Below are 25,093 nucleotides of genomic sequence, written 5' to 3'. Positions count from 1 at the left end.
TTCGTTTGTCAATTTGACGAGAGGAAGTAAACCTCTGCCACATGCCAAACGAACTGAATCCCAAGCCTTAAGAAAAGAATAACGCCTCCAAAAAGAAAGATGTTGAACGCCCTCTTCCCTTCTTCCCTTTTCAAGGCATGTTCGATCCCAAACATCGTAAACAAAGAGGCTAACAACAGCGTCTTAATGGTCATACTTATGTTTAGTCTATCAATAAACAAATCATACATCCCAGCACTCATTGCAACGATTGCGAGAATGAGATTAACAGTTTTTAATACTAGAATGGTTATTCCCCCTCGGTAATTGGACTAACGCATCCTTACCTCAATTACTTCTTTCGTCTCAACATTTAACGTGAATTCCATCGTGTGAGGCGCCTCTCCATACGTATGCTCAACCGTTACATGCCAAATGGAATCATCTCTTTCAATCTCGACCCTCGGATTTTCTTTTAACGCTTCAACATATTCCCTTTCTGACACCTCTATTGTTTCACCGTCTCTTTTTAAAAAGTACTCCCCGTTCGTTTCGTGGGCGATCTGAAATCCACGATGCGCGTTCAACCATTCATGAACATCAGAGGACGTTTCTCTCGCGACGCCAAGGACTGTTTCTTCCGTGACATCGTGGTATCTTTCTAACACGTCAAAAAGGTAATGTTCATAAACGTCGCAATCTCCATCACACACTTCAACGAGTATCGCTTCAAAAGGTAAATCATCGTTCTCCACCTTATGTTTTCCAGCCGTATCGATGATGTATTTCTCCGTGTTTTCGACTGCGTAGCCTTCGCGCTGTCCTGATGAATGGAAGGTGTAGGAATCAGTATCTTCTTCCAGCATTCCCTTCTCGACCAGGTCGAGTTGAGCAAGAAAGAACTCCGCTTCCGTCAACGTCCCAGCATTTGATACGACGTATGCTTCTTGTTCAAATCGTTTCCGTTTCACAATAAATTCTTCATCATCTTCAGATAGCGAAACATCGTAGTGGACCTCTTCAGGACCATACCCATCTATCATTTGCATGTCGAAGTCTTCAAAACCACCTTCACTACTAATCGTCATATCAAAACCTGTGATCTTCCCGTTAAACTGGCCGTCATCTAGTTCCTTTTGAATGTTCTTCAATTCGTCTACCAAACTACCACTATAAAAATTCGTATCCTGTACGGCTATGTTCCGCGGCCATTCATAGTAGGTTGTTTGAAGAAACGGCAGGAGAAGCGATAAACAAAAAACGAGGAGTCCAAAGAACGCAGCTCCTCTTTTTGCTTTAGCATTTGTTTTTAACGTTCTCATAAACAACAAGAAAATAATAAAACCGATCGGAAGGATAACACTTCCGATTTCTAACCTGAATTCACCTAATAACACGAGACCGACGATCTTTGGCAATAAATATGGCTCAGGCTCCTCCGCTTTACGATAAAATACGATCATCCCTACGATCGTCATGATAACTAACAACAATTCGATCATTCTTTTTGACCCTTCCCCCTTAAATGCCCTTCACAAGTATTCTATTGATAAATGGTTCTTTTTCTTTTGTATATGTAGGCCGATCATCTTTATATTTAGATGCCAGATGCTGTTTCAATGCTTCGTATTCCTGTGCCGCATCTGGGTGAGCACGCAAATAATCGCGAAAAGCTAGCTTTTCTTTCCATTGAGATCCTTCGTATTCACATACGTGCACGTGTACCGTTCCTTTCCCCCACTCACCTTTCCGGAAAAACCGTCTGTCTTCAAGTTCAGGTTTATGAACGTACACAAATCCAGCGCGTTCTAGCGGAGCCTTCAGCGACTCGACCACTTTCAAATCATGAACGCCGACCGCTATGTCGATGATCGGTTTTGCGGAAAGGCCCTCCACCGAAGTACTTCCGATATGTTCGATTGCGAAAACATCCACCGCCTGAAGGATAGTCTGCTTTTCCTTCTCATACTGTTTCGGCCAATTTTCATCGTATTCAACTAAATGAACAGTAGGTTTTATCATCGCGAGCCTCCTCTTTTAACTACAGGCGCCTACATAGATAGCAATATTTTACATAGTTCTTCCACTTATTTACCATAACACAAAAGAAGTTTACGTTACTGCGAAAAAGATAATTAAAAAGAGAACGGAGGTGAAATCATGTCGACATTTTTAATCGGAGCTACAATCGTTTTTATTGCAATCAATCTCTACTATTTCTTCACAAACAAAGCCTACCGTAAGAGTACATTCAGTTCAGCTCTATTTCTTAAGCTCGTACTCGTTATGTTCAGTATGCTGGTAGGTTTTGCGCTGATTTATTATCTTCTTTCGCTTCAAAGCGTCATCTTAGTGCAAAATTTATCTTCTATGAAGCCGATCGATATTACCTTTCTGAACTTGCTGTATTTCAGTGGTGAAACACTCGTTTCCGTTGGTTACGGTGACATGCTACCGGTCGGGCCAGCACGCTTCTTTGCTATTCTCGAATCGATGCTTGGAATCCTATTACCAACCGCATACTTCATGAAGTCGCTAGACCTCTCGAAGAAATAGGGTGCCATGACAGTGCCTGGTACCACCCGCTTTTTGTCGAACACCTCGTTATAAGCGAAACGATTTACAAATCTGGTAAATCGTATTATGATACGTAAAGATTAATTCATACTAAACTTATAAGGATTGAGGTGTTTACTCAATGGAAGCAGCTGCAAACGTAAAGAAAAGACTATCAACAACGGTAGTAACACCGTTGAATCCTATACAGAAGCCGTTCGTTTCTTTAGGTATTCTAGTTTCGATCATCCTGTTCACTGTGATCGTGATGACTGTTTCTTGGACACAAGGAGCGCTCTTTGTCATTGGGTTAGCGTTAGGGCTAACATTGTTACACGCACGGTTCGGCTTCACATCAGCATTTAGAAGATTAACATCTGTCGGAAACGTGCAAGGGTTACAGGCACATCTATCGATGCTTGCCGTTGCGACGATACTTTTTGGTATTATCCTTGCAACAGGATTTAGCTTCTCAGGAAACACACCAGCTGGGTATGTGTTCCCTATTGGTGTCAGCGTTGTATTCGGTTCTTTCATTTTCGGAATCGGCATGCAGCTTGGAAATGGTTGTGCTTCGGGGACCCTTTATAATGTTGGCGGCGGAAACGCACCGCTCTTCCTAACACTAATCGGTTTTATTGTCGGTTCAACAATTGGCGCACTACACTTTCCATGGTGGACGAGTGAAGCGATGCCGAGTCTCGGTGCGATTTCACTCGCTGAAACTACCGGATTTGGCTATGTTGGAGGTGTGCTATTTCAACTTGCAATCTTTGCAGGTCTCTACGGCATTACTGTTCAAATCGCAAGGAAGAAGAACCCTCCTAGCATGAAGCCACTTCCTACGACGACAGGTATCAAAAAGCTCTTCCGAGGCTCATGGCCACTACTTGTTGCGGCGATCGTGTTAGCAGTACTAAATGCGTTAACACTAGCAGTTCGAGGAAACCCATGGGGCATCACATCAGCATTCGCTCTATGGGGCTCGAAAGTACTCATGTTCTTTGGCGTCGACGTAAGCAGCTGGGGATACTGGGCTGGACGTACGCAGCAGCTAACGGATTCTGTGCTATTCGACTCTACAAGCGTGATGAACTTCGGTATCATCCTCGGCGCATTTATCGCAGCAACGTCGCAAGGAACGTTCAAGCTAAAAGCGTTCACCCCTGGTGTGACGATGGCGGCATTGATCGGTGGCGTTTTGATGGGATATGGCGCTCGCCTTGCATTCGGTTGTAACATCGGAGCTTACTTCGGAGGTATCGCATCGATGAGCCTACACGGATGGGTATGGATGATCATGGCACTTGCCGGGACTTACCTTGCCCTCTTCATAAGGCCGTTGTTTGGGTTGTCGAATCCAAGTCCAAAAGATTCGATCTGTTAACCTCACGGTGCCTGTCACCACCCGGTTTTTGTCACAATTTGCGTATGTTCATTTTATCTTGGGTCATCCTAATCTTTAGAGGTGATCCTTGTGAAATTGAATAAGAAAAAATACGCAAATCAACCAGGTGCGATGAAAAAGTCTTACACGAACGAAGTTGACTTAGTCGACAACACCAATGAACAAAAAAACCAAGAAGGTCGACTTGCAAACACTAAAAAGAACAACTAACAAACGAAAGGCATAGCCAAACGAAGGCTATGCCTTTTCTATGTAAATCAATTCAAATTGATCTATACCATAAACTAAAAAAGCTATCACAATAATATAAGCTTCTAGGCGATTCCTATGTTAGAATGAATGGATTAAAGATTGGAGGGATGTGGATGGAACAAAAATCAGCTTGGTTATTGATCGCAATCGGTGCTTCACTTTGGGGGATTATTGGCGTATTCGTTACATATCTTTATGAACTTGGCTTTACGCCAATTCAGGTGGTTGCGATCAGGGTGTTAACAGCTGCCATCTTCATGTCCTCTTACGTTTTATTTAAAAATCGGAACTTATTCAACATAAGGTTGAAGGATAGTCGATACTTCATCGGAACCGGAATCATCAGCATCGTGCTCTTCAACTGGTGCTTGTTCAGTTCGATGGAAGAATCATCGATCTCGATCGCGTTCATCTTACTTTATACTGCACCAGCATTCGTTACGATTTTATCACGCTTGCTATTCAAAGAAGCACTGACGCCTCGGAAGATGACGGCACTCTTGATTACGCTTGTCGGATGCTCACTCGTCATCGGAATCTTCTCAAGTTCATCTTCATCCATCTCACTCTACGGACTCATACTTGGACTTGGCTCAGGCTTCTTCTATGCCCTATACAGCATATTCGGTAAGTTCGCTCTGAATAAATATGACTCGTTAACCGTAACAGTGTACACGTTTCTTTTTGCTACGATCGCCATCGTGCCTTTTAGCGGATTAGAATCAAAGATCGGTATGTTCACCAATCTAAACGTACTAGGCCTCATTATCGGGCTTGGCTTTCTCTCAACCATGCTCCCGTTCATCTTTTATACGAAAGGCTTGCAGCACGTGGAATCGAGCCGTGCTTCCATCATCGCGACGGTTGAACCAGTCGTCGCTTCGCTCGTCGGCTTCTTTATCTTCAACGAAACACTCTCGATGTGGCAATATATTGGGATGATCATGGTCATCAGCTCCGTCATTATCGTGCAGGAATCAAAGAAACAAAGCGCACCTCTCTATCACAACGCAGCTCAATAAAAAAAAGAGCTTGAATGCATCGCCGCATTTCAAGCTCTTTTCCTATCATACGTTTACGTTTGACCGAAAGTAACCACGAGAAACAAAAGTCCCATCGTAATCAACACTAATAAACTCACGATAAACGTAACAACAGAAGCGAACATATACTTTCTTTTATTCGAATAATAAATCGCACTCGCGATCGCCACTAGAAAAAAGATTGGCGAAATCATAAAACCAAACGAAAACATTGTTAACAAAGCGATTAATAAAAACAATAAAGGCACACCGTCTCAACTCCTATAACCCCACTTCCACCTAAGTCTACCATAAAAAAGAGCGTCAACTTTTCAGAAAGGATCTTCTTCGTTCGTTGAGACGTCTACTTACTCAGAGCCGAACTAAAGCGTTGCTTACGATTCTCCACTCCGGATTCTTTGGAATAAAGAATTAATATCCCGATCCCTACTAATAAGAAAGAGATGCCCAGCCATGACGTTAGAGCAAGGCTTTCTCCAAGAACGAACACGCCCAACAAGGCAGCCGTGAGGGGTTCACCCAATGCCAGGGTAACGGCTGTTGATGATGGGACGTTTACCATTCCCCTTGCAAACAAGAAATAAGCAAGACCGGTTGCGATGATTCCGAGGTGAAGGCTAACAGCCATCCCATTTCCTTCTGTGATCCACGATAGGTCATAGAGAAACAATAGTGGTGATAGGAAGATCGCGCTAAGCGAAAAGACTACGGCGACAATGGATAATGACGACTGGTTTTCGACTAGTTTTCTGCTAAAATGCGTATAACTAGCAAAAGAAAGCCCTGCCACCAACGCCATCGCGATCCCGTATGGGTCGACCACGACTGCTTCTTTGTTGATAAAAAGCATACAGCACCCGACGATCGAAAGGATCGTCGAATACCACCATACCCGTGCGGGACTTTTTTTAAAAAAGAGCCACTCGATTAACCCGGACAAAATTGGCGCACTCCCAATCGCAATGACCGTTCCGATCGCGACACCCGTCAACGTTACTGCGGAGAAAAAGAATGGTTGATAGCAGGCCATACAAAGGGATGCGAGCACCGTTTCTTTTATTGGCCAATTCTTTATTCTTAACTTACCTAAAAGAAGAACGATCAAAAGTAATGGGAGTCCGCCTAACGCTAAGCGGACGGCACCGATCACGACAGGATGCGCCGTTTCAGGAGCAAACGACTGTGCCGTTCCCGTTGTTCCCCATAAGATAGCCGCTAATAAAACTAAAAAAGGTGCGACCTTTTTTTCCATAACAATCACCTCAATAAAAAGACCTTAAACCCATTTTAGATGAATCAGTCTCGCTCATCTTTACTGAGTTTAAGGTTCTTTTTATCCATTCTTCATACTTCTGTACGTTTGTGGCGTAATGCCTTCTTGCTTTACGAACCATCGTGTAAAAGAAGAAGTGTTCTCAAAACCGATCTCCTGGCTCACATATGTGATCGTCCAGGACGTGTTACCTAATAGCTTCTTCGCTTCCTTCAAACGTAACTCCGCTATATAGCGCTTCGGGCTCTTCCCCGTTTTCTGTTTGAACCACGCTGAATAATAAGTAGGGTGATAGCGTTCGATTGCAGCTAACGTTTCTAAGCTGATGGACTCTTTGTAATGCCGATGAATATAGTCGACCGAAGGGGGTGTAGCGCTCTTCAATTTATTAGCAACATATCTCGTTAGATCTCTTAGTGCTGCTGAATCGTTTTGTTTATTCCGGATCTCCTCTAATAACAAGAAACGAATCGACGTCCACTGCTCATCCATTGGAACATACATGCTTTCTGTCTCCCACAGTAAAAAGTCCGTCGGGATATCTAAAATTAAAAATTCATTTCTCACCGATGAACGAAATTCATGATTATACGACGGTGGAAGGTAAAAGCAATGATCAGGAGTGAGGTGTAAACCGTGGTGCTTAGTCGAGATGTCTAAAGAGCCACTCAAAGGAAATAGAAATTGACCAAAGTCATGTTTGTGAGATGTCTTATCACTAGAATACGACCGTTTATCACAGACCACCTTGTTCGCTCTCAGCACCTGCATCCCCTCCTCTCTTCGCTTCTGGCCAGAAGAATTCTCTCAGTTAAGATTCATTGTAAAGAAAGAACAGAGCCTTTGACAACTAGTATTTCTTCCTGCATGGTGCCTGTCACTCCCCGTCTTTTGTCACTATTTGTCACATCCTTCTCCAAACAAAAAAGCCACCTTCTCTCATTTACAGAGTGAGGTATGGCTTTTTTCGTTCCATTCTTGATGTGAATTCCTATTTCTATGGTAGAAGCTGTTCTTCTAATGCTTCGGCTTCAGCTTTTAATTCTACTTCCTCTTTCAACAGTTGAAACAAGCCTTTCATCACAAGCTCATCCGGTTTTGATTTTCTTGATTCCTCCGAGATCCGATCGATCACATCTAGATAGTAATCTCCGTTCAACGAATGGACCTTATCGTATACCGCTTTCCACGCTTCCTCTCTTTTCCCGAACGATGTGAACGCACCTTCACGATCCATTCCGACTGAGAACGGTCGCATCATCTCATCATCAAGAAGAGGGTGACTGTTTCCTGAAAGAAAATCGTTCGCAAGAATATCGATCTGACGGACGATGTGCTGCCCAAGCTCCTCTGGACCGATCGTGCTTTCAGTAGAAATCATTAATCCTGTATAGGAGGTATAGATCGACTGCGTCATCCACATTAAGTCCCATTTATAAGGTGAAATCTGATCACCATATAAGTCGAGCAAATTTCTCTCAAGCCAGCTGAACAGCCTTCCTCTCATGCGGTGCGCCATGCTCTCTAACTTTTCACTACTCTGAGCGGTTTCCCCTCGCATGTGCATTTTCATATAAGACTTGTATTCGAGTATCCCTTCGAACTGCACTTGAAATTGTTTCGCAAACCGCTCATATGGAGGGAGATCATTAAGCCCAATCACAAACGCTCGCTCGAAGACAAGTTGCTGATAATGCTCGTAAATCGAAATGATCAAATCTTCCTTCGATGGAAAAAATGAATACAGTGAGCCTTTCGAAATTCCAACGCTATCAGCAATTTGCTGCATGGATGTATGTGTATAGCCCTTCGCTCCGATGAGCTCAACGGCTGCTTCTAGAATCGCTTTCCTTTTATCCAATTGTTTCACCTCGTTGTTCTCTTTCACGCCACGACATTGACCTAAATTATAACGTCTCTTCCCTGAAAGAGCGAATTCAAATCTGTTATTCCCTTTTCGAGGAGCACATTCATTTCTTGACATCTCCTATTATCTAAGTAAAATGACTAGTGAGTCAAGAAGTTCAAAAGTTTATTTGTAGGTATAGAAAGGGTATACAAAACATCATATTGACCAATCGGTCGGAACAAATTAGAGGAGGCCCCAAATGCTAAAGTGGATTCTACAACGATCAAAGCTATTCATCATATTCATCCTATTATTCGTTATCGTTGGTGTATTTACATTTATTCAACTGCCCCAGCGTGAAATCCCAGAAACGACCATCAACATCGGCACGGTGAACACCATCTACCCAGGTGCTACAGTCGATACGGTGGAACGCTCGATTACAAACCCGATCGAATCATCGATCAGTTCGATCGATGGCATCGCTGAAATCACCTCATCATCAGCAGCAGGTTTTTCTACCATCGTGGTAGAAGTGGCAGAGGGTGAAAGCAAGAAAGAAGTGTTTAGCGATGTTCGACAAGCGGTCTCAGACGCATCCACCTCTTTTCCTGAAGATGCTTTTGAGCCAGAAGTAAACGAATCAACGGCGAAGATGCCGATCGTTTCCTATCATCTAACGAGTGATAATCGAGAAAACCTCCTTTCCATGCAGGAAGAGTTGAACCGCTGGAAAGATGAAGTAAGTGAACTTTCAGGTGTGTCTGGCGTAACGATCAAAGGGCTGCCTGAAGAACAAATCGAAATCGAATTAAGACAGGAGGATTTGAAAGAATCAGGACTCACTGTCATCGATGTTCAAAACGCGATCAATAATGAATTCTACCCTACCCCTCTTGGTAAACAGGAAATGGACGATGAACTCGTTCAACTTTCTGTCGAAAACTACGATTCTCTTGACCAAATGGAAGAACTTTTTGTAGGGAAAAATCCCGCTGGCGACTCTGTCTTTTTAAAAGACATCGCGAGCGTCGAAGTGAAACCAAAAGAACTGACAGATATCATCACATATGAAGGAAAACCTTCTGTCTCGTTCACAGCGTATGTCGAGCAAGGCGAAGACATCCCGACTGTCGATGAACGCGTGAGCGAAAAAGTAGACGAGCTTGCGAATGGGTTACCCTCTAATGTTGAATTAGAACCCTATTATTCTCAGGCATCGATCGTGAACGACATTTTTGATGGGCTCTTCCTATCACTTGCGATTTCGGTACTCGCCGTTATCGTCGCGACATCATTAGGACTATCAGGATCAGGCGCACTCGTTGTCGCACTTGCTGTTCCGATCTCTGTCTTGATGGGCTTCATACCGCTGCCATTTGCTGAAGTTGACCTTAACCAGATCTCAGTGATCGGGTTGATCATCGCACTCGGTATCATCGTTGATGACTCGATCGTAATCAACGACAACATTCAGCGACGGTACAAGCTTGGCGATAAAGGGATGATGGGTGCTGTTAACGGCGTAAAAGAAATTTGGGTATCGATCGTCACATCTTCCCTTGCGATCGTCTTTACGTTTTTACCACTCATTTTCTTATCAGGCGGAAACGGTGCATTCATTCGCGCATTGCCGACCGTTCTAATTACAACAATTATCGCATCAACAATCGTCGCGCTTGTTTTCGTACCGATCCTCAGGTACTTCTTAAGCCGCAGGTCCAAGAAGCCGATGTCAGAGGCACCAGGTCTTTTAGGGAAACCACTTAACAAATTAGCAGACGTGTATGCAGATAAATTACTTAAGAAGTTTTCTAAAAAACCGATTCTCGTTTCGATCTTAGGGCTCTTGTTCACGACAGCGATCTTCGGGTTAGTTGTATTAACACCGTTTGAATTCTTCCCTGCAGCAGATAAGGAAGAAGTAACGGTCGACATTACGCTGCCAATCGGAACACCGATTGAAGAAACGCATGAAACACTTCAGGAAATCGAGGAACGCCTAAAAACAGATGATGGCGTTTATGAAACGAGCGTCTTCACAGGGACAGGAACGCCGGGACTTTTCAATAGCTCCCTAAGCAGCACTGGAGAAAACACCGGTCAGATCGTGGCGCGGGTCGATCGTGAAAATCAAACGACCCAGGGACTAATCGACGATTGGACAGATACCCTTCGAGAGGAGTTCCCTGATGCTGAAATTTTCATGGAGACGATTCAACAAGGACCACCAGTTGGTGCGCCAGTTACCGTCACTGTTTCAGGTCCTGAAATTGAGAAGCTCATCGATCTTAGAGATACATTAACGACCGAAATCGAGAACCTTGAAACTGATCTTGTGGTAGACAATGTCGGCGAATTCGAACCTTCACTCGACTATGTGCCAGATCGTGACGCTCTTGAAGAAAACGGCATATCGGTCAATCAGATCAGTCAGCAGCTGCGACTTTCAACGGCAGGTATTCCGTTAAAAGCGTTCGATAATGGGGTTGTAAAACGAGATATGACGATCGTCCTTGAAGGGGACGAAATCGATCTAACACAGTTAGAGGTTCCAGCCGCTTCTACAGGCGGTCCACCTGAACTCATCGCACTCGATGAACTCGTAACAACGGAACGAAATGAAAAGCTTCAAGTTATCCCTCATAAAGATGGAGAACGCGCGATCACGCTTCGAGCGTTTCCGGAGAATGAAGAAAATTATGAAGCGAATGTGAAGGAAATCGTAGAGGAGCAGCGTGATGGGCTAGGAGCTGACTACAGCATCACACTCGGTGGAGAAAATGAAGCACAAAGTGATTTCTTCTCAGAAATTACCGTTCTCTTCATTATCGTTCTATTCCTTGTGTATCTGTTGATCGCTCTTCAATTCAACTCACTTTCACTACCATTCCTAGTACTTGTTGCGGTATACCTTGCCATCGCAGGTGCGATTCTAGGACTATTTGTTACACAGACTCCGATCAGTTTCCTCGGTGTCATGGGGATGGTATCCCTCACAGGAATCGTTGTACGAAATTCTGTCGTATTGATTGAATTTATCGAGCAAGCATTGAAGAAAGGCATGGATGTAAAAGAAGCTGTCATCGAATCCGGACGCGTTCGCTTACGCCCGATCCTACTTACAGCGATCACGTCGATCGTTGCACTGATTCCAGTTGCCGTATCTGGTGACGCACTCTTTACACCACTTGCCGTTACCATCATTTCCGGTATCCTGTTCTCAGCTATCCTTACGCTGATCATGGTGCCGATGCTCTACCTCGTTTTCTATCGTTTGAGAAGAAGGAAAACGGCGCGAGAGATGTAAACTGATTATCATAGAAAAGCCTGAGGAGATGATCCTCAGGCTTTTAAGTATGTACGTATCTATTCACGATCCATACTAAGATTTCTTCGATGATTGGAGTGAATAACTAGATCTCCTACGCCCATCGCGATCAGTCCATTCAACACGCCAAACGAAGGTGCAACCATCAGACCACTTCCACTAAAAAAGCTTAGTAGCAGCATGATTGCACATCCAACGGTAACAACGATCCCTAAACAATATAAGAGTTGTCCTACAAACATATGACTTCCTCCTTTAACAAAAACCTTTCTTTCCAACTCCACTATTGTTCCAAATTTCCCTGAAGAAAACCAGCTCAATTCTGAATTCCATTACCATTTTCATCCATAAATCACTTACGCCAAACCTCACACCCATAAACGATACAGTTGTAGCCATATCGAACCACAGCCTCATTACTTTGAACTACAAAGTTTCCATAACTTTGATGATGAACTAGTTATTAATCATCATCTTCTTCGAACACGGAAGGGCTTTGTAGAAATTTGTTGAATCCTCTCCCTAACCCGAGTGAACCTTCCGGGAATCAATTAGAGGAGTGATCGAAACATGTTAAAGCAAGTCGCTGCACTCGCAACATCTGCAACTTTACTCTTTTCAGTAGCACTACCAGCATCAGCTGCGGAAACGGAAGGAAAGGAAAAGCCGTTTACGTATTCGAGCAAACAACAAGTTGCGCCACAAGAATTGATCGTCCATTTTAATGAATCAGTCAATTCTACATATGCGAAGGAAATCGTTAAAAAAGCGGGCGGAAATGTTATCGAAACAACCGATGACTTCTTTGTTGTAAAAGTGAACGGAAACGCAGCTCAAGCAATTAAAGCGCTAGAAAAGAACCCTCACGTTGACTATGCTGAAGAGAACTCCATGTTCCATGTGAGCTATACACCTAACGATCCATTCTTTAGTTCAGAACAATATGCACCACAAAAAGTAAAAGCACCCGCAGCATGGGACGTGTCTCAAAGCTCATCTTCAGTCAAAATTGCGGTCATCGATACTGGGGTTGATTACAACCACCCTGATCTATCAGGAAAAGTCATCAAAGGATATGACTTTGCAGACAACGACAATGACCCGATGGATGAGCACTACCACGGAACGCACGTATCCGGAATTGCCGCAGCAAACACAAATAACGGCATCGGAATCGCTGGTTTAGCTCCAAAAGCTTCTATCCTATCTGTGCGTGTTTTAGATGAAAGTGGAAGCGGATCTCTCGATGACGTTGCACAGGGAATCCGTTATTCAGCAGATCAAGGTGCACAGGTTATCAACTTGAGCCTCGGTGGAATCCTTGGATCTCAAACGCTTAAGGACGCAGTGAACTACGCTTGGAACAAGGGCTCTGTCGTGGTAGCAGCAGCTGGTAACGAAAGTACGCCGAAACCAAGCTACCCTGCTTACTACTCGAATGCAATCGCCGTAGCAGCGACCGACCAAAACGATATGATCGCATACTACTCAAACTACGGAACATGGGTGGATATCGCTGCACCTGGTTCTAGCGTTTACTCTACTATGCCTGGCAATAGCTATGACAACCTTTCTGGTACGTCGATGGCATCACCAGTCGTGGCAGGTGTCGCTGGACTCCTCGCATCTCAAGGACGCAGCGCCTCAGAAATCCGTACTGCTCTTGAAGAAACAGCTGATACCGTGACTGGAACGGGTACATTATTCCAAAACGGACGCGTTAATGCTGAAGGTGCGGTCAATTACTAATTGGTAAAACTTCGAGGGTGCCATCGTCTGGCACCCTTTTTCTTTAATATGATCGTCATTTCTTTAGCAACCATAAAAAAGCAAGTCCCCATGAAGAGGACTTGCTCTACCTTAATTATCTTAAGAACACATGGTTCCCAATAACTGTCGTAACTTCTTTGCCTTCTAAATAGCTACTCTGAGCTTTATCAGGGTTATAAAAGAAAAGTGATTCTCTATCATATCCTTGATAAGCGAGCGCTTCTTTTACTGCGCGCTTGGATTCATCGCCTGCTGATTGCTTGATCGTACCGTTCAATACCGGTGAAAACTGAATGCCATCATGGATGACACCATGAAGGGTATCTGGGAACTCATCGCTTTGAACACGGTTCAACACGACAGTCGCTACGGCCACTTTCCCTGCGTAGCTTTCTCCTTTAGCCTCTGCTTCTACGAGTCTAGCAAGAAGATCTGTTTCGTAGTCACTTGGCACGACTGGAAGCTCAAGCTCTTCTCCTGGATGAATCTCGTGCGTTGATTTATCGTTCATCGCCTGCAATTGCTTTGCAGGTACTCCGTAATTTGTTGCAATTTTATATAGTGATTCGCCCTTTTGGACGGTGTGTGTGTTTTCTTCGGCAGAACTTTGCGTTGGTAATGAGAATGCTAGAACGCAAGTTGCTGCGATTCCTGAGATCCACATTTTCTTAAACATGCGAAATCTACCTCCTAAAATCAGTCTAGTACCAAAGTAACACAGGAGGCGATCGCGTTTCATTATTAATTCTTTCCAGTCCTTCCAATGTAAAGAATAGTACGTGAAATGGGGAAAATACTCCAATACCTACCAAGTCACGCTTGTTCTTTCGTTTTGCCTAGCAAACCTTTTACTAATAAAAACAAAACGACCAGTATCGCTAAAAATGAGACGGTGCAAACGATCGTTAAAAACGGTGAATACCGTAATGCGTAAAGATAATAGTCGATGAGGTAGATTTCGGAATGGTCCGTAACAGCGTCAGGCGTAAACACCACTTCCTCCCGCCATTGATCCGAAAACGGTAAGTAACTCGCCGTCCATGATGAAAGCCAAAAAGTATATCCGAAAATCACTACTAGCGGAAACAAAAGTAGAATATGAAATGTCTTTCTCATCACAGCCATCCCCCCATTCATCTTTTTTTCATATAAAATAGCCACCAAAACAAGATGTAGCAATAGATCGAAACAAGGACAAACGCCCATACTGCGCCATTATGTAACGAGTAAATCAAGTACTCTAATTCAGTTCCTTCCATTCGTGCGATCATATTGATCGAAAGCAGCAGCGCTAACACGACCAGTATGATTGCAATTGAAGAAAGTGCTACTAACCTCCTTTTAAAAATCATCCTCACTGACATTGCGATGGTCCCAATCATCGTTAAATAATAGATGATCCAGAACCAGACGGGTAGTGTTTCCCCACTCATAATCGACCACCTCCTTGTATGAACGACTCACCGGACTACCCGCTACTAAGTTCTTCTAACCGCTTCAATCCTTCTTCACGGTCAAATGAGCTAAACCAGCGAAAATGATCATCATCAAGAATTCGAAAGTGCTTACTGATTAGATTCTGCTGCAGAACATATCTCCCTTTCCTCTCCACATCTTTCCACCACACCTTACCGCCCATCGTTTTGTCTACTGGATGCTCAATCTTCTTATGAGCGATGAGCTTGATGACTTCAATAGGCTCATCTCCTAACACGTGCTGCAGTACCTCACTCTGATGAAAGAGTGAGCAAACGGCAACCGTCACCGTCCAGCTTGCTAGCGCCCGGTTTTTCTCGATTTGAACGAGCGTTTTCTTCGACGTTCCTAGAACCTCTGCCATCACGTCTTGAGAGTACCCCTGCTCTTGCCTGATCAATCGTAACCTGTCTGAAACCAACTTCATTACTTCTTCTTTCGTCATCTTTACCACCTCGTTCCTTTTTTCACCTTTAGTGTAATATTACACCATTCGTGTGGTACCTGTCACCACCCGAATTCAGATTGCGGTGCCTGTCACCACCCGGTTTCGCTCGACCATTGTCGAAAGATGCAAAAAAGCTGTTCCACAAGGGAACAGCCTCACAACATTAGATGTTCTTCTCTATCACGATTATTCACTACCAGCCAACCTTCCGCTTCATTTATCATCCAGTCCCCGAACGTATTCAGAAACGAAAGAATCGCTTCTATCTCTTCCGTTGGGTTCACAGCGAGATGCAACGCTTTTCTCATCTCAGGCTCTTTTTCTGGATAATGCTTCGAGAACCGTTCGTATGCAGGGTACAAGTCTCTTGAATAAGTACGTTCCTGTTCGATGACGAAAGCGAACCCACAGCGAATGATCATTTTCATAACCCACACACAGCAATCTTTTACATCCTCAGGATCATCGTTTCCGACTAATTCTTCTTTCGCTTGGAGGATAATTGCCCTTATATGATAGATATGATCGTTCGCCAGCGCTTTGTCCGCTTTATACCGCGGTAACTGCTTCTGGAGGTTTTCTCCGTAGATGCAGATACTATGCGTTTTGATCATGAACGGAATGATTGCGAATCGACTCGTTTCTAATACATCATTTAACGAAAACACGCTCATCTCCACTCCGTTTACAAATGGAAAACGATCGACTACATCCTGTTCAATTTTGTTAACTAGACTCGAACTGAGCTTCTCTCCATCTGACACGGTAATGATGATCGTATCAAGATCTGACACCCCTTCGATTCCAAGGCCTCTTGGAACTGAACCTCTTACATAGATGCTGTGAACCTCACTACTCAAACTCGCTAAAACAGCTTCTCGATAATAGGATATCGCTTCCTTAAATGCTGGACTGACGTTTGCTAGTGATGAGGTATTGATGATCCTTCCTTCTTCATCAACACGGCATACATCACCAATTCTTCTCATTTCCTTCACGGCAGCACTCCTTTCTACCAATTCTATTATGTAACCTATTCGTTCTTCCTAGAAATTTCCCCTTGCATTTTTTATCTTCTTTAACACAAAAAAACTCCTAACGATTCGAATTCCTACTATAGTGGTAGTGAAGACTAGTATAGTAAAGAGTAGCTTGTATTCATTATACGATTCAAAAACGGGTATCGTTTCATAACCTTTTCTACCCAAGGAGGACAGTCATGCGGCGCAACATTATGAATGAACTTATACAGATGAAAGAACGTGACCTTGAAGTAAGAGAGCAGCTCTTGCGAGAAGGAGTTCTTTTCGAGGGATACCATATTGAAATGGAGAAAGTGCATATCGAAAACGGCCTTCGATTAACCAACATCATGGAAGAAATCGGCTGGCCGAACGAGGAGAAAGTCGGAAAGGAAGCCGCTGATGCTGCGTGGCTTATTCTTCAACACGCCATCAGCTTACCTCAGCTGCAGCGAAACGCACTTCCCATTCTTGAAAAAGAAATGAACGAAGGATACATCGAACCATTTCGCTGGGCTTATCTCTATGATCGGATTTTATTCTTCGAGGGAAAGCCTCAGCGCTATGGCACACAATTCGATTGGGATGAAGAAGGCAACATGCGCCCATGGAAAATAGAGGATGAAGAAAGCATCGAACAAAGGCGAGCGGAAATCGGCCTTCCTCCGATGCAAGAAGAGCTCGAACGGATTCAGAATGAGCTTGAAGAAAACAACGTGTCACCCCCTTCTTCCATGAAGAAGCGCATGGCAGAAGTCCATGAATGGCGCGAACGAGTGGGTTGGCTTTAAATGATTAGGGTCCAAGCGAGGTACAGAGAAATGAGTGCCACAGCGAACATAATTGTGGACACGAGTCGACTGTGCCTCAGCTTTATGCCATACGTCATAAAGAAAATTGCTGCAGCAAGCTTTGCGATGCTCTGCAACGTACTAGAGAAAGCTGAACTGCTGAATACGATCGCCGTAAGGAACGTCACGATGATCACCACTTTAAACCAAAGCGGTTCTCTCATAAAAGATTTAAAAAACCATGTGATCCTTCCCATCATAACCTCCTCTTTAGGTTCACTTGTCTTATCCCATTATAGTCGAAAGAAACTGAAAGAATGTGAAACATCCGAATGAAGCGAGACTAAAGGACAGGACAGCAAGTGAAAGAAGCGGGTGCTGACTTCTTGGTTGAGAAAGATAGATAATAGAAAGTAAGATTCCAACGATAAACGATAGGACGAAAAGTCCATCGATCGCGAATGAAAACTGAATGGTAAATCCAAACCCTGTTTACGAGCAGTAAAAGAGTCAACACTGTTCGTTTCATCATAACCTCCTCAAACACGTCTTACTAATAAGGACGGATATAAGAAGATAAAGTTTCATCAAATACAATATGGTAAAATCAGGGTAGGACACGATTGAGGTGAGGAGCTATGAAGAAAAAAGGATTTCTACTACTACGAAAATTATTGGTCGGAATAATTACGACAATTACCGTAACAGCACTTTTTGCAGGACTCAGTCCATCCGCATTCTCGTTAGGAGAGTTCACCTCTGACTTTAAAAACTGGTTTCCATATTTCTTTTTGGGAATATTCCTTTATGGTGTGTGGGCGTCCATCCTTAGCGATTCCCTAGCAAGATCCATGGCTTATACGACAAAAAAGCCTGAGTGGATTCTCTCGTTCATCATTCACTTTTTAGCAGGTACCGTTCTCGGGGCAGCCAGCCTCATTTCTGCAATCGTATTTTTTATCATCGATCGCGTTGTTCAACGAAGATGGCACGCCAAATTCGCGAAATAAGAAAAAAGGGGCTCTTCCTTAAGTGGAAGTGCCCCTCTTTTGCATATCCCGTTCTATTCTAAAACATCGCAGCCGTTTTTCTTAATATAGCCCTCTCCCCATGCGCACATCGCATCGAGGATCGGTTTTAAAGACCAGCCGTAATCTGTTAACGAATAGATCACTTTTGGCGGGACTTGATCAAAAACTTTGCGATTCACAACGCCGTCTTCCTCTAGTTCACGCAGCTGCTGTGTGAGCATTTTCTGCGTGATCTTTGGCATAAGTTTCTTCAATTCACTCGTACGTCGCTCTTTCTCGATCAAATGACACATAATAACGACTTTCCACTTCCCTCCGATGACATCGAGAGTCGCTTCTACCGAATTGTTATATGGCATGATGGTTCCTCCTAAGGTACTTTTTTGCACCTATGATCTATTTAGGTTTGTACACGTCTAATTACCGTTAACTAAACTAACATACCGGTAGTATATCCGAAAAGCAAAATGGTTTCTACAGGTACTTACAGGTACCTATAGCACCTCGAGGTTCCTTTATAACAATAAAGTGCGTACTTCACGGCAAGAAGCGTATGTCGCATAATAGTTTTTGCAGAGAGGGCGTGGCTTCATTTCGGCGCCGAACCACGTTCACTCAAGAACTAATTATGCTTTTAGGAGGACGATCCATGAGTTCACATACATTAGAAAAGAAGAAAGGCGGAATCGCAGCGCTACTCGCACTCGCGATTTCTGCATTTGGAATCGGGACGACGGAGTTCGTTCCTGTCGGCCTTCTGACGACGATCTCTGATGACTTAGGTATCTCGATCACGTTAGCAGGGTTATTGATTTCCGGCTATGCGCTCGGGGTTGCTTTCGGTGCACCTATTTTAACCGCATTAACAGACCGGATGAATCGAAAAACATTGCTCATGTCACTTATGGTTATTTTTATTCTAGGAAACGTCGTTGCTGGTATGGCAACCTCTTTTACACTTTTATTAATCGCACGAATCATCACCGCTTTCTCACACGGAATCTTCTTCTCGATCGGCTCAACGATCGCAGCGGACTTAGTACCTGAAGATAAGCGTGCGAGCGCAATTGCATTTATGTTCACAGGGTTAACGGTCGCAACCGTTACGGGTGTTCCACTCGGTACGTTTATCGGGCAAACGTTCGGCTGGCGCGCAACGTTCCTAGGTGTCGCGATGCTTGGTGTGATCGGCATCATCGCGAGCGCGATCCTGGTACCAAAGAACTTAAAAGAAGCACCACCTTCAACATTTGTCGATCAACTAAAAATCGTAAGCTCTGGCCGTTTGCTTCTTGCGTTCGCGATCACCGCGTTAGGCTATGGAGGAACGTTCGTTGCATTCACCTATTTAACACCACTATTAGAAAACGTGACTGGTTTTAGTTCCAAATGGGTCAGCGTGATCTTACTCGTATACGGTCTAGCCGTTGCGGTCGGAAACGTGGTCGGCGGGAAGGCGTCCAACAAGAGTCCGATCAAAGCACTCTTCTGGATGTTCATTCTTCAAGCGATCGTACTGGTGGCACTAAGCTTCACTGCACCGTTCAAAGTGATCGGTCTTATCACGATCGCTCTCATGGGTCTATTCGCGTTCATGAGCGTACCAGGCCTACAGCTGCTCGTTGTAAACCTGTCAGAAAAATATGTGCCATCTGCAGTGAATGTGGCTTCAGCCATGAACATCGCAGCATTTAATATCGGTATCGCGATCGGCTCTTTCGTAGGCGGACTCATCGTTGATTCGATCGGCTTGATCCACACTGCATGGATCGGCGGCGTCATGGTAGCCGGAGCCGTACTATTAACAGCTTGGCTTGGTAGATTAGAAAAAAACTCACAAAGTCAACTTTACAAAGCAAGTGCTTAAAATCGAAAGGAAAGTTCCTCGTGGAACTTTCCTTTCTTTTTACTTTCCAACACAAACTTTCTTACTACAACCATTTATAGTACAATCACAACGAATGGTATGAAACAACGAAAACACATCCAGAGGAGTTAATCATGAAACCAGCTATTCTAGCACTTTTTCTAGTACTGATCGTTCCAATAATCGTTGTTTATAAGAAGATAAATGAACACGATGCGATTTTAGAAAATAGACTGAAGGATCGTACAGGGATTAGGTAAAAATTGAACGTAGTGAACGTTATACTGAACATCATTCCGATTAAAACGGTCAGTGGCGAGTGCCTCTGACCGTTTATTATTTTATGGTGTTTTTTTAGTAACCTTTCTAAATTTATACTCCCCATGAAACCAGGTGCCCGTTCCATAAGTAGTCCCAAATATTAGTCCAGTTGTTGTATAATCTGTGAAATGATTGAGTCCTCCATGAAAGTAAAGGTCTATGCCCGCTTCCACTAATGCAATACCCATTCCGCCTAAAATGATTCCGTAAAAAAGGATATATTTCCACATACCCAACTTTCGAGTCTCACTCCATTCATTCAAGAACGCTTCTTCCTTAAAAATAATCGTCACCCGCTTTTCAGGGAATTGTACTGTTTATAACTGTGTTAACCAGAGAGCCCCCATCGTCATTGAAATTTGATGCTTTCCATTGTTGTTAGGACAAATCTATTCACTACGAACTCTCCAACTGAAACTGCTGCTGCGCGAGCTTGAAATAAAGAGCATGGTTCTGCATTAATTCGTCATGCGTTCCGGTCTCGATCACCTTGCCCTCTTCCATCACTAGGATTTGGTCAGCGTGAACGACGGTGGAAAGCCTGTGGGCGATGACGATGGTCGTTCGGTCTTTCATTAAGTTGTTGAGCGCTTTCTGCACCTGCACTTCTGACGTACTATCGAGACTCGACGTTGCTTCATCTAAAAGGAGAATCGAGGGATCTCTCACGATTGCACGCGCGATGGCGATCCGCTGTCGTTGACCACCTGATAGCTTGATGCCCCGCTCTCCGATTTCCGTATCGAACCCATTCGGAAGCTCCATGATAAACGGAAGTGCATAAGCCTGATCAGCTGCTTGTTTTAACACGTCGTCTGAAATCTCACGTTCCATTCCATATAAAATATTTTCTCGGATCGTTCCCGCGATAAGTGGACTCTCCTGGGAAACATAACCGATCTGATTTCGCCATGATTGGAGGGAGAATTCCGAGATTTCAGTATCTCCAAGTGTGATCGACCCTTTTTGCGGTACGTAGAATCGTTCGATCAGTGAAAAGGTTGTTGTCTTACCACTTCCACTCGGACCGACGATCGCCGTGATTTTACCTGGGGGAACACTGAACGATGCTCCTTTTAAAATCACTTCTTTTCCATATGAGAACTCCACATCGTTAAAGGCTAAAGGTTGAGATGGATTCGTAACTTCCTTTCCGATCAAGCGCTCTTCCCCTTCATGATCGAGCAGAAACTGCAGCCGTTCCGTCGCTCCCATCGCCTTCTGGATCGCAGTTAAAAATCTTGCCATCGAGCTGAACGGAATGATGATCTGAAAGAGGTATAGCAAAAAGGCAACGAGCTCACCTGCACTAAGTTCACCTGTTGAAACACGAACGCCTCCATACCCTACGATAACGACCAACACACCCATCAATAGTAACGTCATGATCGGCATGAGGAGCGCGTAGATCTTCGCTTCCTTCATACTATAAGAGAAAACGTTCTTAATGCCATCTTCCCCATTCTTCTCTTCAATGTTTTCAGCTAAAGAGAATTTCACGAGACGTATTTCTGAGAGTACTTGTGTGATCGTCGCCGTGAATTTGGCCGTTTCTTCTTGAAGTCCCTTCGACACTTTGTACATTCGTTTTCCGATAAAACGAATCCCAAGCATCATGATCGGAACGACGGTAAGCAGGATCACCGTCAATCGCCAATCAAGATAAAGCAGTATCGCGATCGATCCTACGATCGACAATGTACTCGTCAGCAAGTTGATGAGATGATTCGAGACGAGATCTTTGATCACACCTGTATCATTTACGATCCGGCTCGTTGTATCACCGACCCTATTGCTGTCAAAGAACGTCACCTTCATGGAAAGTACTTTTTTCATCAGTCTTTCGCGAAGACGCGCGACGACGGATTCTCCTATGTAAAGCAATAAATACATCGATAGCCCTGAAAAGATTGCTTGAAGCACAAACGCTGCGATCAAGAGACCGATGATTCCGTTCGATAATGTCCCTGACGAGAGCTGATCGACTAAATTTTTCGTAAAAAACGGTACGATCAAGCCAGCAACTGTCCCGATCAAACTCATCGTTACCGCGATCGTGACGAGTAATTTCGAAGGATTCGTTTCTTTTATTAAGGTGGCAAGGCCACTCCAGTTCATCCGTTTTTCGGAGGATTCTATTTGTTCACTCATAACGATCAGCCCCTTTCCTATCAGTATAGCTGGAAAAGTTTAAAAATCATAAAAATTGAGGATCCGACACAAAAAAGACTCTGCTAAAAACAGAGTCATGATAGTTTATTGATCCTTTTTTAGAAGATCCCATATTTTATCGCCATTCCACATCTCACTCGGGGCGTCTTCATAATTGATTTCAAAAGCTGCATGCCCACCAACAGCGTGACTAGCGCCGAAATTAATTCCCATACTACTCTCGGTAAAATACGTAAACGTTTCAGAATGTTGATCGGTTCCAATCCCATCAAGCGAATCCGCATTTTGAAGATCAGTAACAGTAGCATTTTCTTTCAGCTCTTTTTCGAACTCTTTATGGTGTGGATTAACAGGCTTGAATGCATCTGTTTTAAACAATTCAATAAATGATTCATCTGCATTAATGACATCTTTCAGTCTAATTTGTTGCATGTTTTCAAGATCAATATTTGTTGTGTAGAAAAGGTTGTTAGGATGCGCTGCTCCTTCTACGTAGCCAGTGCCTGCATACTGAACACTTAAGAAATAAGGACTTTCATACGAAACAGCATAATCGACTTCAAGGGTTAACCCTTCTGTACCGTCGTAAAAGTTCATCACTTTATAAGCTTCGTTAAAAAGAAGGTCATTTACTTCATCCTGCTTTGCTGAATCTGATGCGTTCGTAAGCTGAGGATACGAAATCGTTACACCATTCTCCGTATACACTTCTTCTTTAAGTGTGTAAGAAAATTCCGATGCATCAGGTTCAGCTTCACTAGAGGCTTCCTCCCCAACTTCCTCAGAGGTTGTGTCGTCGCTATTCGCTTCATTAGGTTCCGTATTGCTATCGTTTGTTTCATCTGATTGTGTTTCCGAATCGTTCGTTTCACTCTTCTCATCAGCGGTCGCTTCAACTTTCTTTTCTGGCTCTGAGCTAGCGCTTTCGTTTGCTTGACCACATGCAGAAAGAATGAGACTAAAAGACAAAAGGCTAACACCAAGGATCGTCGTTTTTTTCAATAAGCTATCTCCTTTAGAAGTTGTATAACCTAATCATACTCGAAAACGACGATAAAAATCATCCTTATTTGTGAAAATTTTCTAAAAGAAAAACAAAAACTCAACCCGTATAGGATTGAGTTTCATACCTTAAATAATACCCATCATCGCTAAGAAGATGATGGCGATCGTGGCGATCATCGGGATGATGAGTCCGACCACGAACACGTCTTTGTACGAATCTTTATGCGTAAGACCCGTTACTGTAAATAGCGTTAGAAGGGCACCGTTGTGTGGGAGGATCGAGGCACCAGAAGCAACGGATGTAATTCTGTGGAACGCCTCAAGACTCAGTCCGTTTTCAACAGCGATATTGTAATACTCCTCTCCAAGCGCCTCAAGCGCGATTCCCATACCTCCGGATGCTGATCCTGTGATCATTGCGAGAAGCTGAACTGCGAATGCTTCTGAAAAATATGGGCTGAGCGGAATCGAGAAGATCAAGTCTTTTACAGCCTCGAAACCTGGAGACGCGGTTACAACTGACCCAAATCCAACAGCTGCGCTCGTATTGATCGTCGCCATAACCGATCCTGATGCACCCTTGTTGATGGAACCGATGAAGTTTTTGAATTCTTTCCAGTTAAACGCCATGATGAGAAGAATCCCGATTAATAGGGCAACGAGGATACTAAGATCCTCAAATGCATTTAGCGTAACGACTACTGCGATAAGAGGGATGATGGAAAGAAGCCAGTTCGGTAGATCTTCCTCATCGATCGTATTCACTTCATTATCGCCTTCAGGCTCTGTAAACTTTTCATCCTTTTTCAGGAGCTGTTTCTCTCGGAATTTTAAATAGAAATAGCCTCCGACTGCCATGATCAATCCAGCCACGATACCCATGATCGGTGCTGCCATCGTATTCGTTTTAAACGTATTGATCGGAATGATGTTCTGAATCTGTGGTGTTCCTGGGATCGCCGTCATCGTGAAGGTGAAAGCCCCTAAAACAAACGTTGATGGAATCAGCTTACGCGATACGTTTGCGCGGCGAAACATCGCGACTGCAAGAGGATAAACTGCAAATACCACAACGAATAGACTTACTCCGCCGTATGTTAGCACTGCTGCTGATAACAGCATTCCTAGAATCGCACGTTTTTCACCGATAAGGTTTGAGATCTTATACGCGACAGACTGTGCGGCACCCGTGTCTTCCATCAACTTTCCGAAGATGGCTCCGAATAAGAAGATTGGAAAATATGATTTCGCAAACCCAACGAAACCTTCCATATAAGTAGATGTGTACGTATCGAGTATATTCATCCCGCTTAGTAATGCAACGATTCCGGATACGAGCGGTGCGATCCAGATAATCGACCAGCCAAGATAAGCTAGAAGCATCAACAGTGCAAGGCCAATAATAATACTAATCATGATGTCAAGTCCTCCTACCTAAAGATCAACTGTTTGCTCTTACTATGTCCAGCGGTGCCTGTCACTACCCGTTTTTTATCATT

Annotated in this window: 29 protein-coding genes; 10 read left to right on the top strand and 19 right to left on the bottom strand. The window is 43.8% G+C overall.

The window, feature by feature from the left end; genetic code table 11:
- Positions 1-8: 8 nt before the first annotated feature.
- The 3 genes from PFZ69_RS10265 to PFZ69_RS10255 all read right to left on the bottom strand — a co-directional run bounded on the left by PFZ69_RS10265 (position 9) and on the right by PFZ69_RS10255 (position 2,001).
- On the bottom strand, positions 9-221 hold the full coding sequence (locus tag PFZ69_RS10265; protein ID WP_270180986.1) for a hypothetical protein: 213 nt from the start codon (positions 219-221) through the stop codon (positions 9-11).
- A 90-nt stretch (positions 222-311) separates the two neighbouring features.
- The gene (locus PFZ69_RS10260; RefSeq protein WP_270180985.1) at positions 312-1,481 is read right to left on the bottom strand and encodes a hypothetical protein; all 1,170 of its coding nucleotides are present in this window, start codon (positions 1,479-1,481) and stop codon (positions 312-314) included.
- Between the two features lie 19 nt (positions 1,482-1,500).
- On the bottom strand, positions 1,501-2,001 hold the full coding sequence (locus tag PFZ69_RS10255) for a GrpB family protein (RefSeq protein ID WP_270180984.1): 501 nt from the start codon (positions 1,999-2,001) through the stop codon (positions 1,501-1,503).
- A gap of 138 nt (positions 2,002-2,139) precedes the next feature.
- Between PFZ69_RS10255 and PFZ69_RS10250 the strand changes: the two genes are divergently transcribed.
- From PFZ69_RS10250 to PFZ69_RS10235, 4 genes are all read left to right on the top strand, one after another.
- Positions 2,140-2,535: an ion channel gene (locus tag PFZ69_RS10250; protein WP_270180983.1), complete on the top strand. Its 396-nt coding sequence runs from the start codon at positions 2,140-2,142 to the stop codon at positions 2,533-2,535.
- A gap of 142 nt (positions 2,536-2,677) precedes the next feature.
- On the top strand, positions 2,678-3,922 hold the full coding sequence (locus PFZ69_RS10245; RefSeq protein WP_270180982.1) for a YeeE/YedE family protein: 1,245 nt from the start codon (positions 2,678-2,680) through the stop codon (positions 3,920-3,922).
- Between the two features lie 96 nt (positions 3,923-4,018).
- Complete coding sequence (locus PFZ69_RS10240) at positions 4,019-4,153, top strand: hypothetical protein (protein ID WP_270180981.1); 135 nt, start codon at positions 4,019-4,021, stop codon at positions 4,151-4,153.
- A 155-nt stretch (positions 4,154-4,308) separates the two neighbouring features.
- Positions 4,309-5,217 carry a DMT family transporter gene (locus PFZ69_RS10235; RefSeq protein WP_270180980.1) on the top strand — a complete coding sequence of 303 codons (909 nt, stop codon included), beginning with the start codon at positions 4,309-4,311 and terminating at the stop codon, positions 5,215-5,217.
- Positions 5,218-5,270: 53 nt separating this feature from the next.
- On the opposite strand, the gene PFZ69_RS10230 is transcribed toward PFZ69_RS10235, so the two are convergent.
- The 4 genes from PFZ69_RS10230 to PFZ69_RS10215 all read right to left on the bottom strand — a co-directional run bounded on the left by PFZ69_RS10230 (position 5,271) and on the right by PFZ69_RS10215 (position 8,381).
- Positions 5,271-5,486, bottom strand: a complete 216-nt coding sequence (locus PFZ69_RS10230; protein WP_270180979.1) for a hypothetical protein — start codon at positions 5,484-5,486, stop codon at positions 5,271-5,273.
- Between the two features lie 95 nt (positions 5,487-5,581).
- Positions 5,582-6,490, bottom strand: coding sequence for an EamA family transporter (locus PFZ69_RS10225; RefSeq protein ID WP_270180978.1), 909 nt, complete (start codon positions 6,488-6,490; stop codon positions 5,582-5,584).
- A gap of 81 nt (positions 6,491-6,571) precedes the next feature.
- Positions 6,572-7,282 (bottom strand): helix-turn-helix domain-containing protein, encoded by a 711-nt coding sequence (locus PFZ69_RS10220; RefSeq protein WP_270180977.1) that lies wholly within the window; start codon positions 7,280-7,282, stop codon positions 6,572-6,574.
- Between the two features lie 226 nt (positions 7,283-7,508).
- Positions 7,509-8,381 carry a TetR/AcrR family transcriptional regulator gene (locus tag PFZ69_RS10215; protein WP_270180976.1) on the bottom strand — a complete coding sequence of 291 codons (873 nt, stop codon included), beginning with the start codon at positions 8,379-8,381 and terminating at the stop codon, positions 7,509-7,511.
- A 238-nt stretch (positions 8,382-8,619) separates the two neighbouring features.
- On the opposite strand from PFZ69_RS10215, the gene PFZ69_RS10210 reads away from it, so the two are divergent.
- Positions 8,620-11,670 carry an efflux RND transporter permease subunit gene (locus PFZ69_RS10210; RefSeq protein ID WP_270180975.1) on the top strand — a complete coding sequence of 1,017 codons (3,051 nt, stop codon included), beginning with the start codon at positions 8,620-8,622 and terminating at the stop codon, positions 11,668-11,670.
- 59 nt (positions 11,671-11,729) lie between these two features.
- On the opposite strand, the gene PFZ69_RS10205 is transcribed toward PFZ69_RS10210, so the two are convergent.
- Positions 11,730-11,933 (bottom strand): hypothetical protein, encoded by a 204-nt coding sequence (locus tag PFZ69_RS10205; protein ID WP_270180974.1) that lies wholly within the window; start codon positions 11,931-11,933, stop codon positions 11,730-11,732.
- A 328-nt stretch (positions 11,934-12,261) separates the two neighbouring features.
- On the opposite strand from PFZ69_RS10205, the gene PFZ69_RS10200 reads away from it, so the two are divergent.
- The gene (locus tag PFZ69_RS10200) at positions 12,262-13,440 is read left to right on the top strand and encodes a S8 family peptidase (RefSeq protein ID WP_270180973.1); all 1,179 of its coding nucleotides are present in this window, start codon (positions 12,262-12,264) and stop codon (positions 13,438-13,440) included.
- Positions 13,441-13,555: 115 nt separating this feature from the next.
- On the opposite strand, the gene PFZ69_RS10195 is transcribed toward PFZ69_RS10200, so the two are convergent.
- The 5 genes from PFZ69_RS10195 to PFZ69_RS10175 all read right to left on the bottom strand — a co-directional run bounded on the left by PFZ69_RS10195 (position 13,556) and on the right by PFZ69_RS10175 (position 16,383).
- The gene (locus PFZ69_RS10195) at positions 13,556-14,137 is read right to left on the bottom strand and encodes a cell wall hydrolase (protein WP_270180972.1); all 582 of its coding nucleotides are present in this window, start codon (positions 14,135-14,137) and stop codon (positions 13,556-13,558) included.
- Between the two features lie 137 nt (positions 14,138-14,274).
- Complete coding sequence (locus PFZ69_RS10190; protein WP_270180971.1) at positions 14,275-14,577, bottom strand: DUF4306 domain-containing protein; 303 nt, start codon at positions 14,575-14,577, stop codon at positions 14,275-14,277.
- Positions 14,578-14,594: 17 nt separating this feature from the next.
- The gene (locus PFZ69_RS10185; RefSeq protein WP_270180970.1) at positions 14,595-14,894 is read right to left on the bottom strand and encodes a hypothetical protein; all 300 of its coding nucleotides are present in this window, start codon (positions 14,892-14,894) and stop codon (positions 14,595-14,597) included.
- A 35-nt stretch (positions 14,895-14,929) separates the two neighbouring features.
- Complete coding sequence (locus PFZ69_RS10180; protein WP_270180969.1) at positions 14,930-15,382, bottom strand: helix-turn-helix domain-containing protein; 453 nt, start codon at positions 15,380-15,382, stop codon at positions 14,930-14,932.
- Between the two features lie 158 nt (positions 15,383-15,540).
- Positions 15,541-16,383: a nucleotidyltransferase gene (locus PFZ69_RS10175; protein WP_270180968.1), complete on the bottom strand. Its 843-nt coding sequence runs from the start codon at positions 16,381-16,383 to the stop codon at positions 15,541-15,543.
- 221 nt (positions 16,384-16,604) lie between these two features.
- Here PFZ69_RS10175 and PFZ69_RS10170 point away from each other — a divergent pair, with 221 nt between their 5' ends.
- Positions 16,605-17,198 (top strand): DUF6624 domain-containing protein, encoded by a 594-nt coding sequence (locus tag PFZ69_RS10170; protein WP_270180967.1) that lies wholly within the window; start codon positions 16,605-16,607, stop codon positions 17,196-17,198.
- Here PFZ69_RS10170 and PFZ69_RS10165 read toward each other — a convergent pair.
- Positions 17,195-17,455 (bottom strand): hypothetical protein, encoded by a 261-nt coding sequence (locus tag PFZ69_RS10165; RefSeq protein ID WP_270180966.1) that lies wholly within the window; start codon positions 17,453-17,455, stop codon positions 17,195-17,197. The genes PFZ69_RS10170 and PFZ69_RS10165 overlap by 4 nt on opposite strands.
- 381 nt (positions 17,456-17,836) lie before the next feature.
- Between PFZ69_RS10165 and PFZ69_RS10160 the strand changes: the two genes are divergently transcribed.
- A complete protein-coding gene (locus PFZ69_RS10160) occupies positions 17,837-18,208 on the top strand; it encodes a hypothetical protein (RefSeq protein ID WP_270180965.1) in 372 nt (123 codons plus the stop codon).
- Between the two features lie 53 nt (positions 18,209-18,261).
- Here the strand turns inward: PFZ69_RS10160 and PFZ69_RS10155 are convergent, their stop codons facing one another.
- Positions 18,262-18,591 carry a winged helix-turn-helix transcriptional regulator gene (locus PFZ69_RS10155; RefSeq protein ID WP_442865180.1) on the bottom strand — a complete coding sequence of 110 codons (330 nt, stop codon included), beginning with the start codon at positions 18,589-18,591 and terminating at the stop codon, positions 18,262-18,264.
- 287 nt (positions 18,592-18,878) lie between these two features.
- Between PFZ69_RS10155 and PFZ69_RS10150 the strand changes: the two genes are divergently transcribed.
- Positions 18,879-20,096, top strand: a complete 1,218-nt coding sequence (locus PFZ69_RS10150) for an MFS transporter (RefSeq protein ID WP_270180963.1) — start codon at positions 18,879-18,881, stop codon at positions 20,094-20,096.
- 134 nt (positions 20,097-20,230) lie between these two features.
- Entirely contained in the window at positions 20,231-20,356 is a 126-nt protein-coding gene (locus PFZ69_RS10145; protein WP_270180962.1) for a hypothetical protein, read from the top strand.
- Between the two features lie 81 nt (positions 20,357-20,437).
- On the opposite strand, the gene PFZ69_RS10140 is transcribed toward PFZ69_RS10145, so the two are convergent.
- The 4 genes from PFZ69_RS10140 to PFZ69_RS10125 all read right to left on the bottom strand — a co-directional run bounded on the left by PFZ69_RS10140 (position 20,438) and on the right by PFZ69_RS10125 (position 25,010).
- On the bottom strand, positions 20,438-20,680 hold the full coding sequence (locus PFZ69_RS10140) for a hypothetical protein (RefSeq protein ID WP_270180961.1): 243 nt from the start codon (positions 20,678-20,680) through the stop codon (positions 20,438-20,440).
- Between the two features lie 133 nt (positions 20,681-20,813).
- Positions 20,814-22,568, bottom strand: a complete 1,755-nt coding sequence (locus PFZ69_RS10135; protein WP_270180960.1) for an ABC transporter ATP-binding protein — start codon at positions 22,566-22,568, stop codon at positions 20,814-20,816.
- A gap of 105 nt (positions 22,569-22,673) precedes the next feature.
- The gene (locus tag PFZ69_RS10130) at positions 22,674-23,591 is read right to left on the bottom strand and encodes a hypothetical protein (protein WP_270180959.1); all 918 of its coding nucleotides are present in this window, start codon (positions 23,589-23,591) and stop codon (positions 22,674-22,676) included.
- Positions 23,592-23,720: 129 nt separating this feature from the next.
- Positions 23,721-25,010, bottom strand: a complete 1,290-nt coding sequence (locus PFZ69_RS10125; protein WP_270180958.1) for a GntP family permease — start codon at positions 25,008-25,010, stop codon at positions 23,721-23,723.
- Between the last annotated feature and the right edge of the window lie 83 nt (positions 25,011-25,093).

This window comes from Alkalihalobacillus sp. CinArs1, from assembly GCF_947387515.1.
GTDB lineage: Bacteria > Bacillota > Bacilli > Bacillales > Guptibacillaceae > Guptibacillus.
The sequence above is the reverse complement of the archived record's forward strand: the minus strand, read 5'-3'. Positions and strand labels throughout refer to the sequence as shown.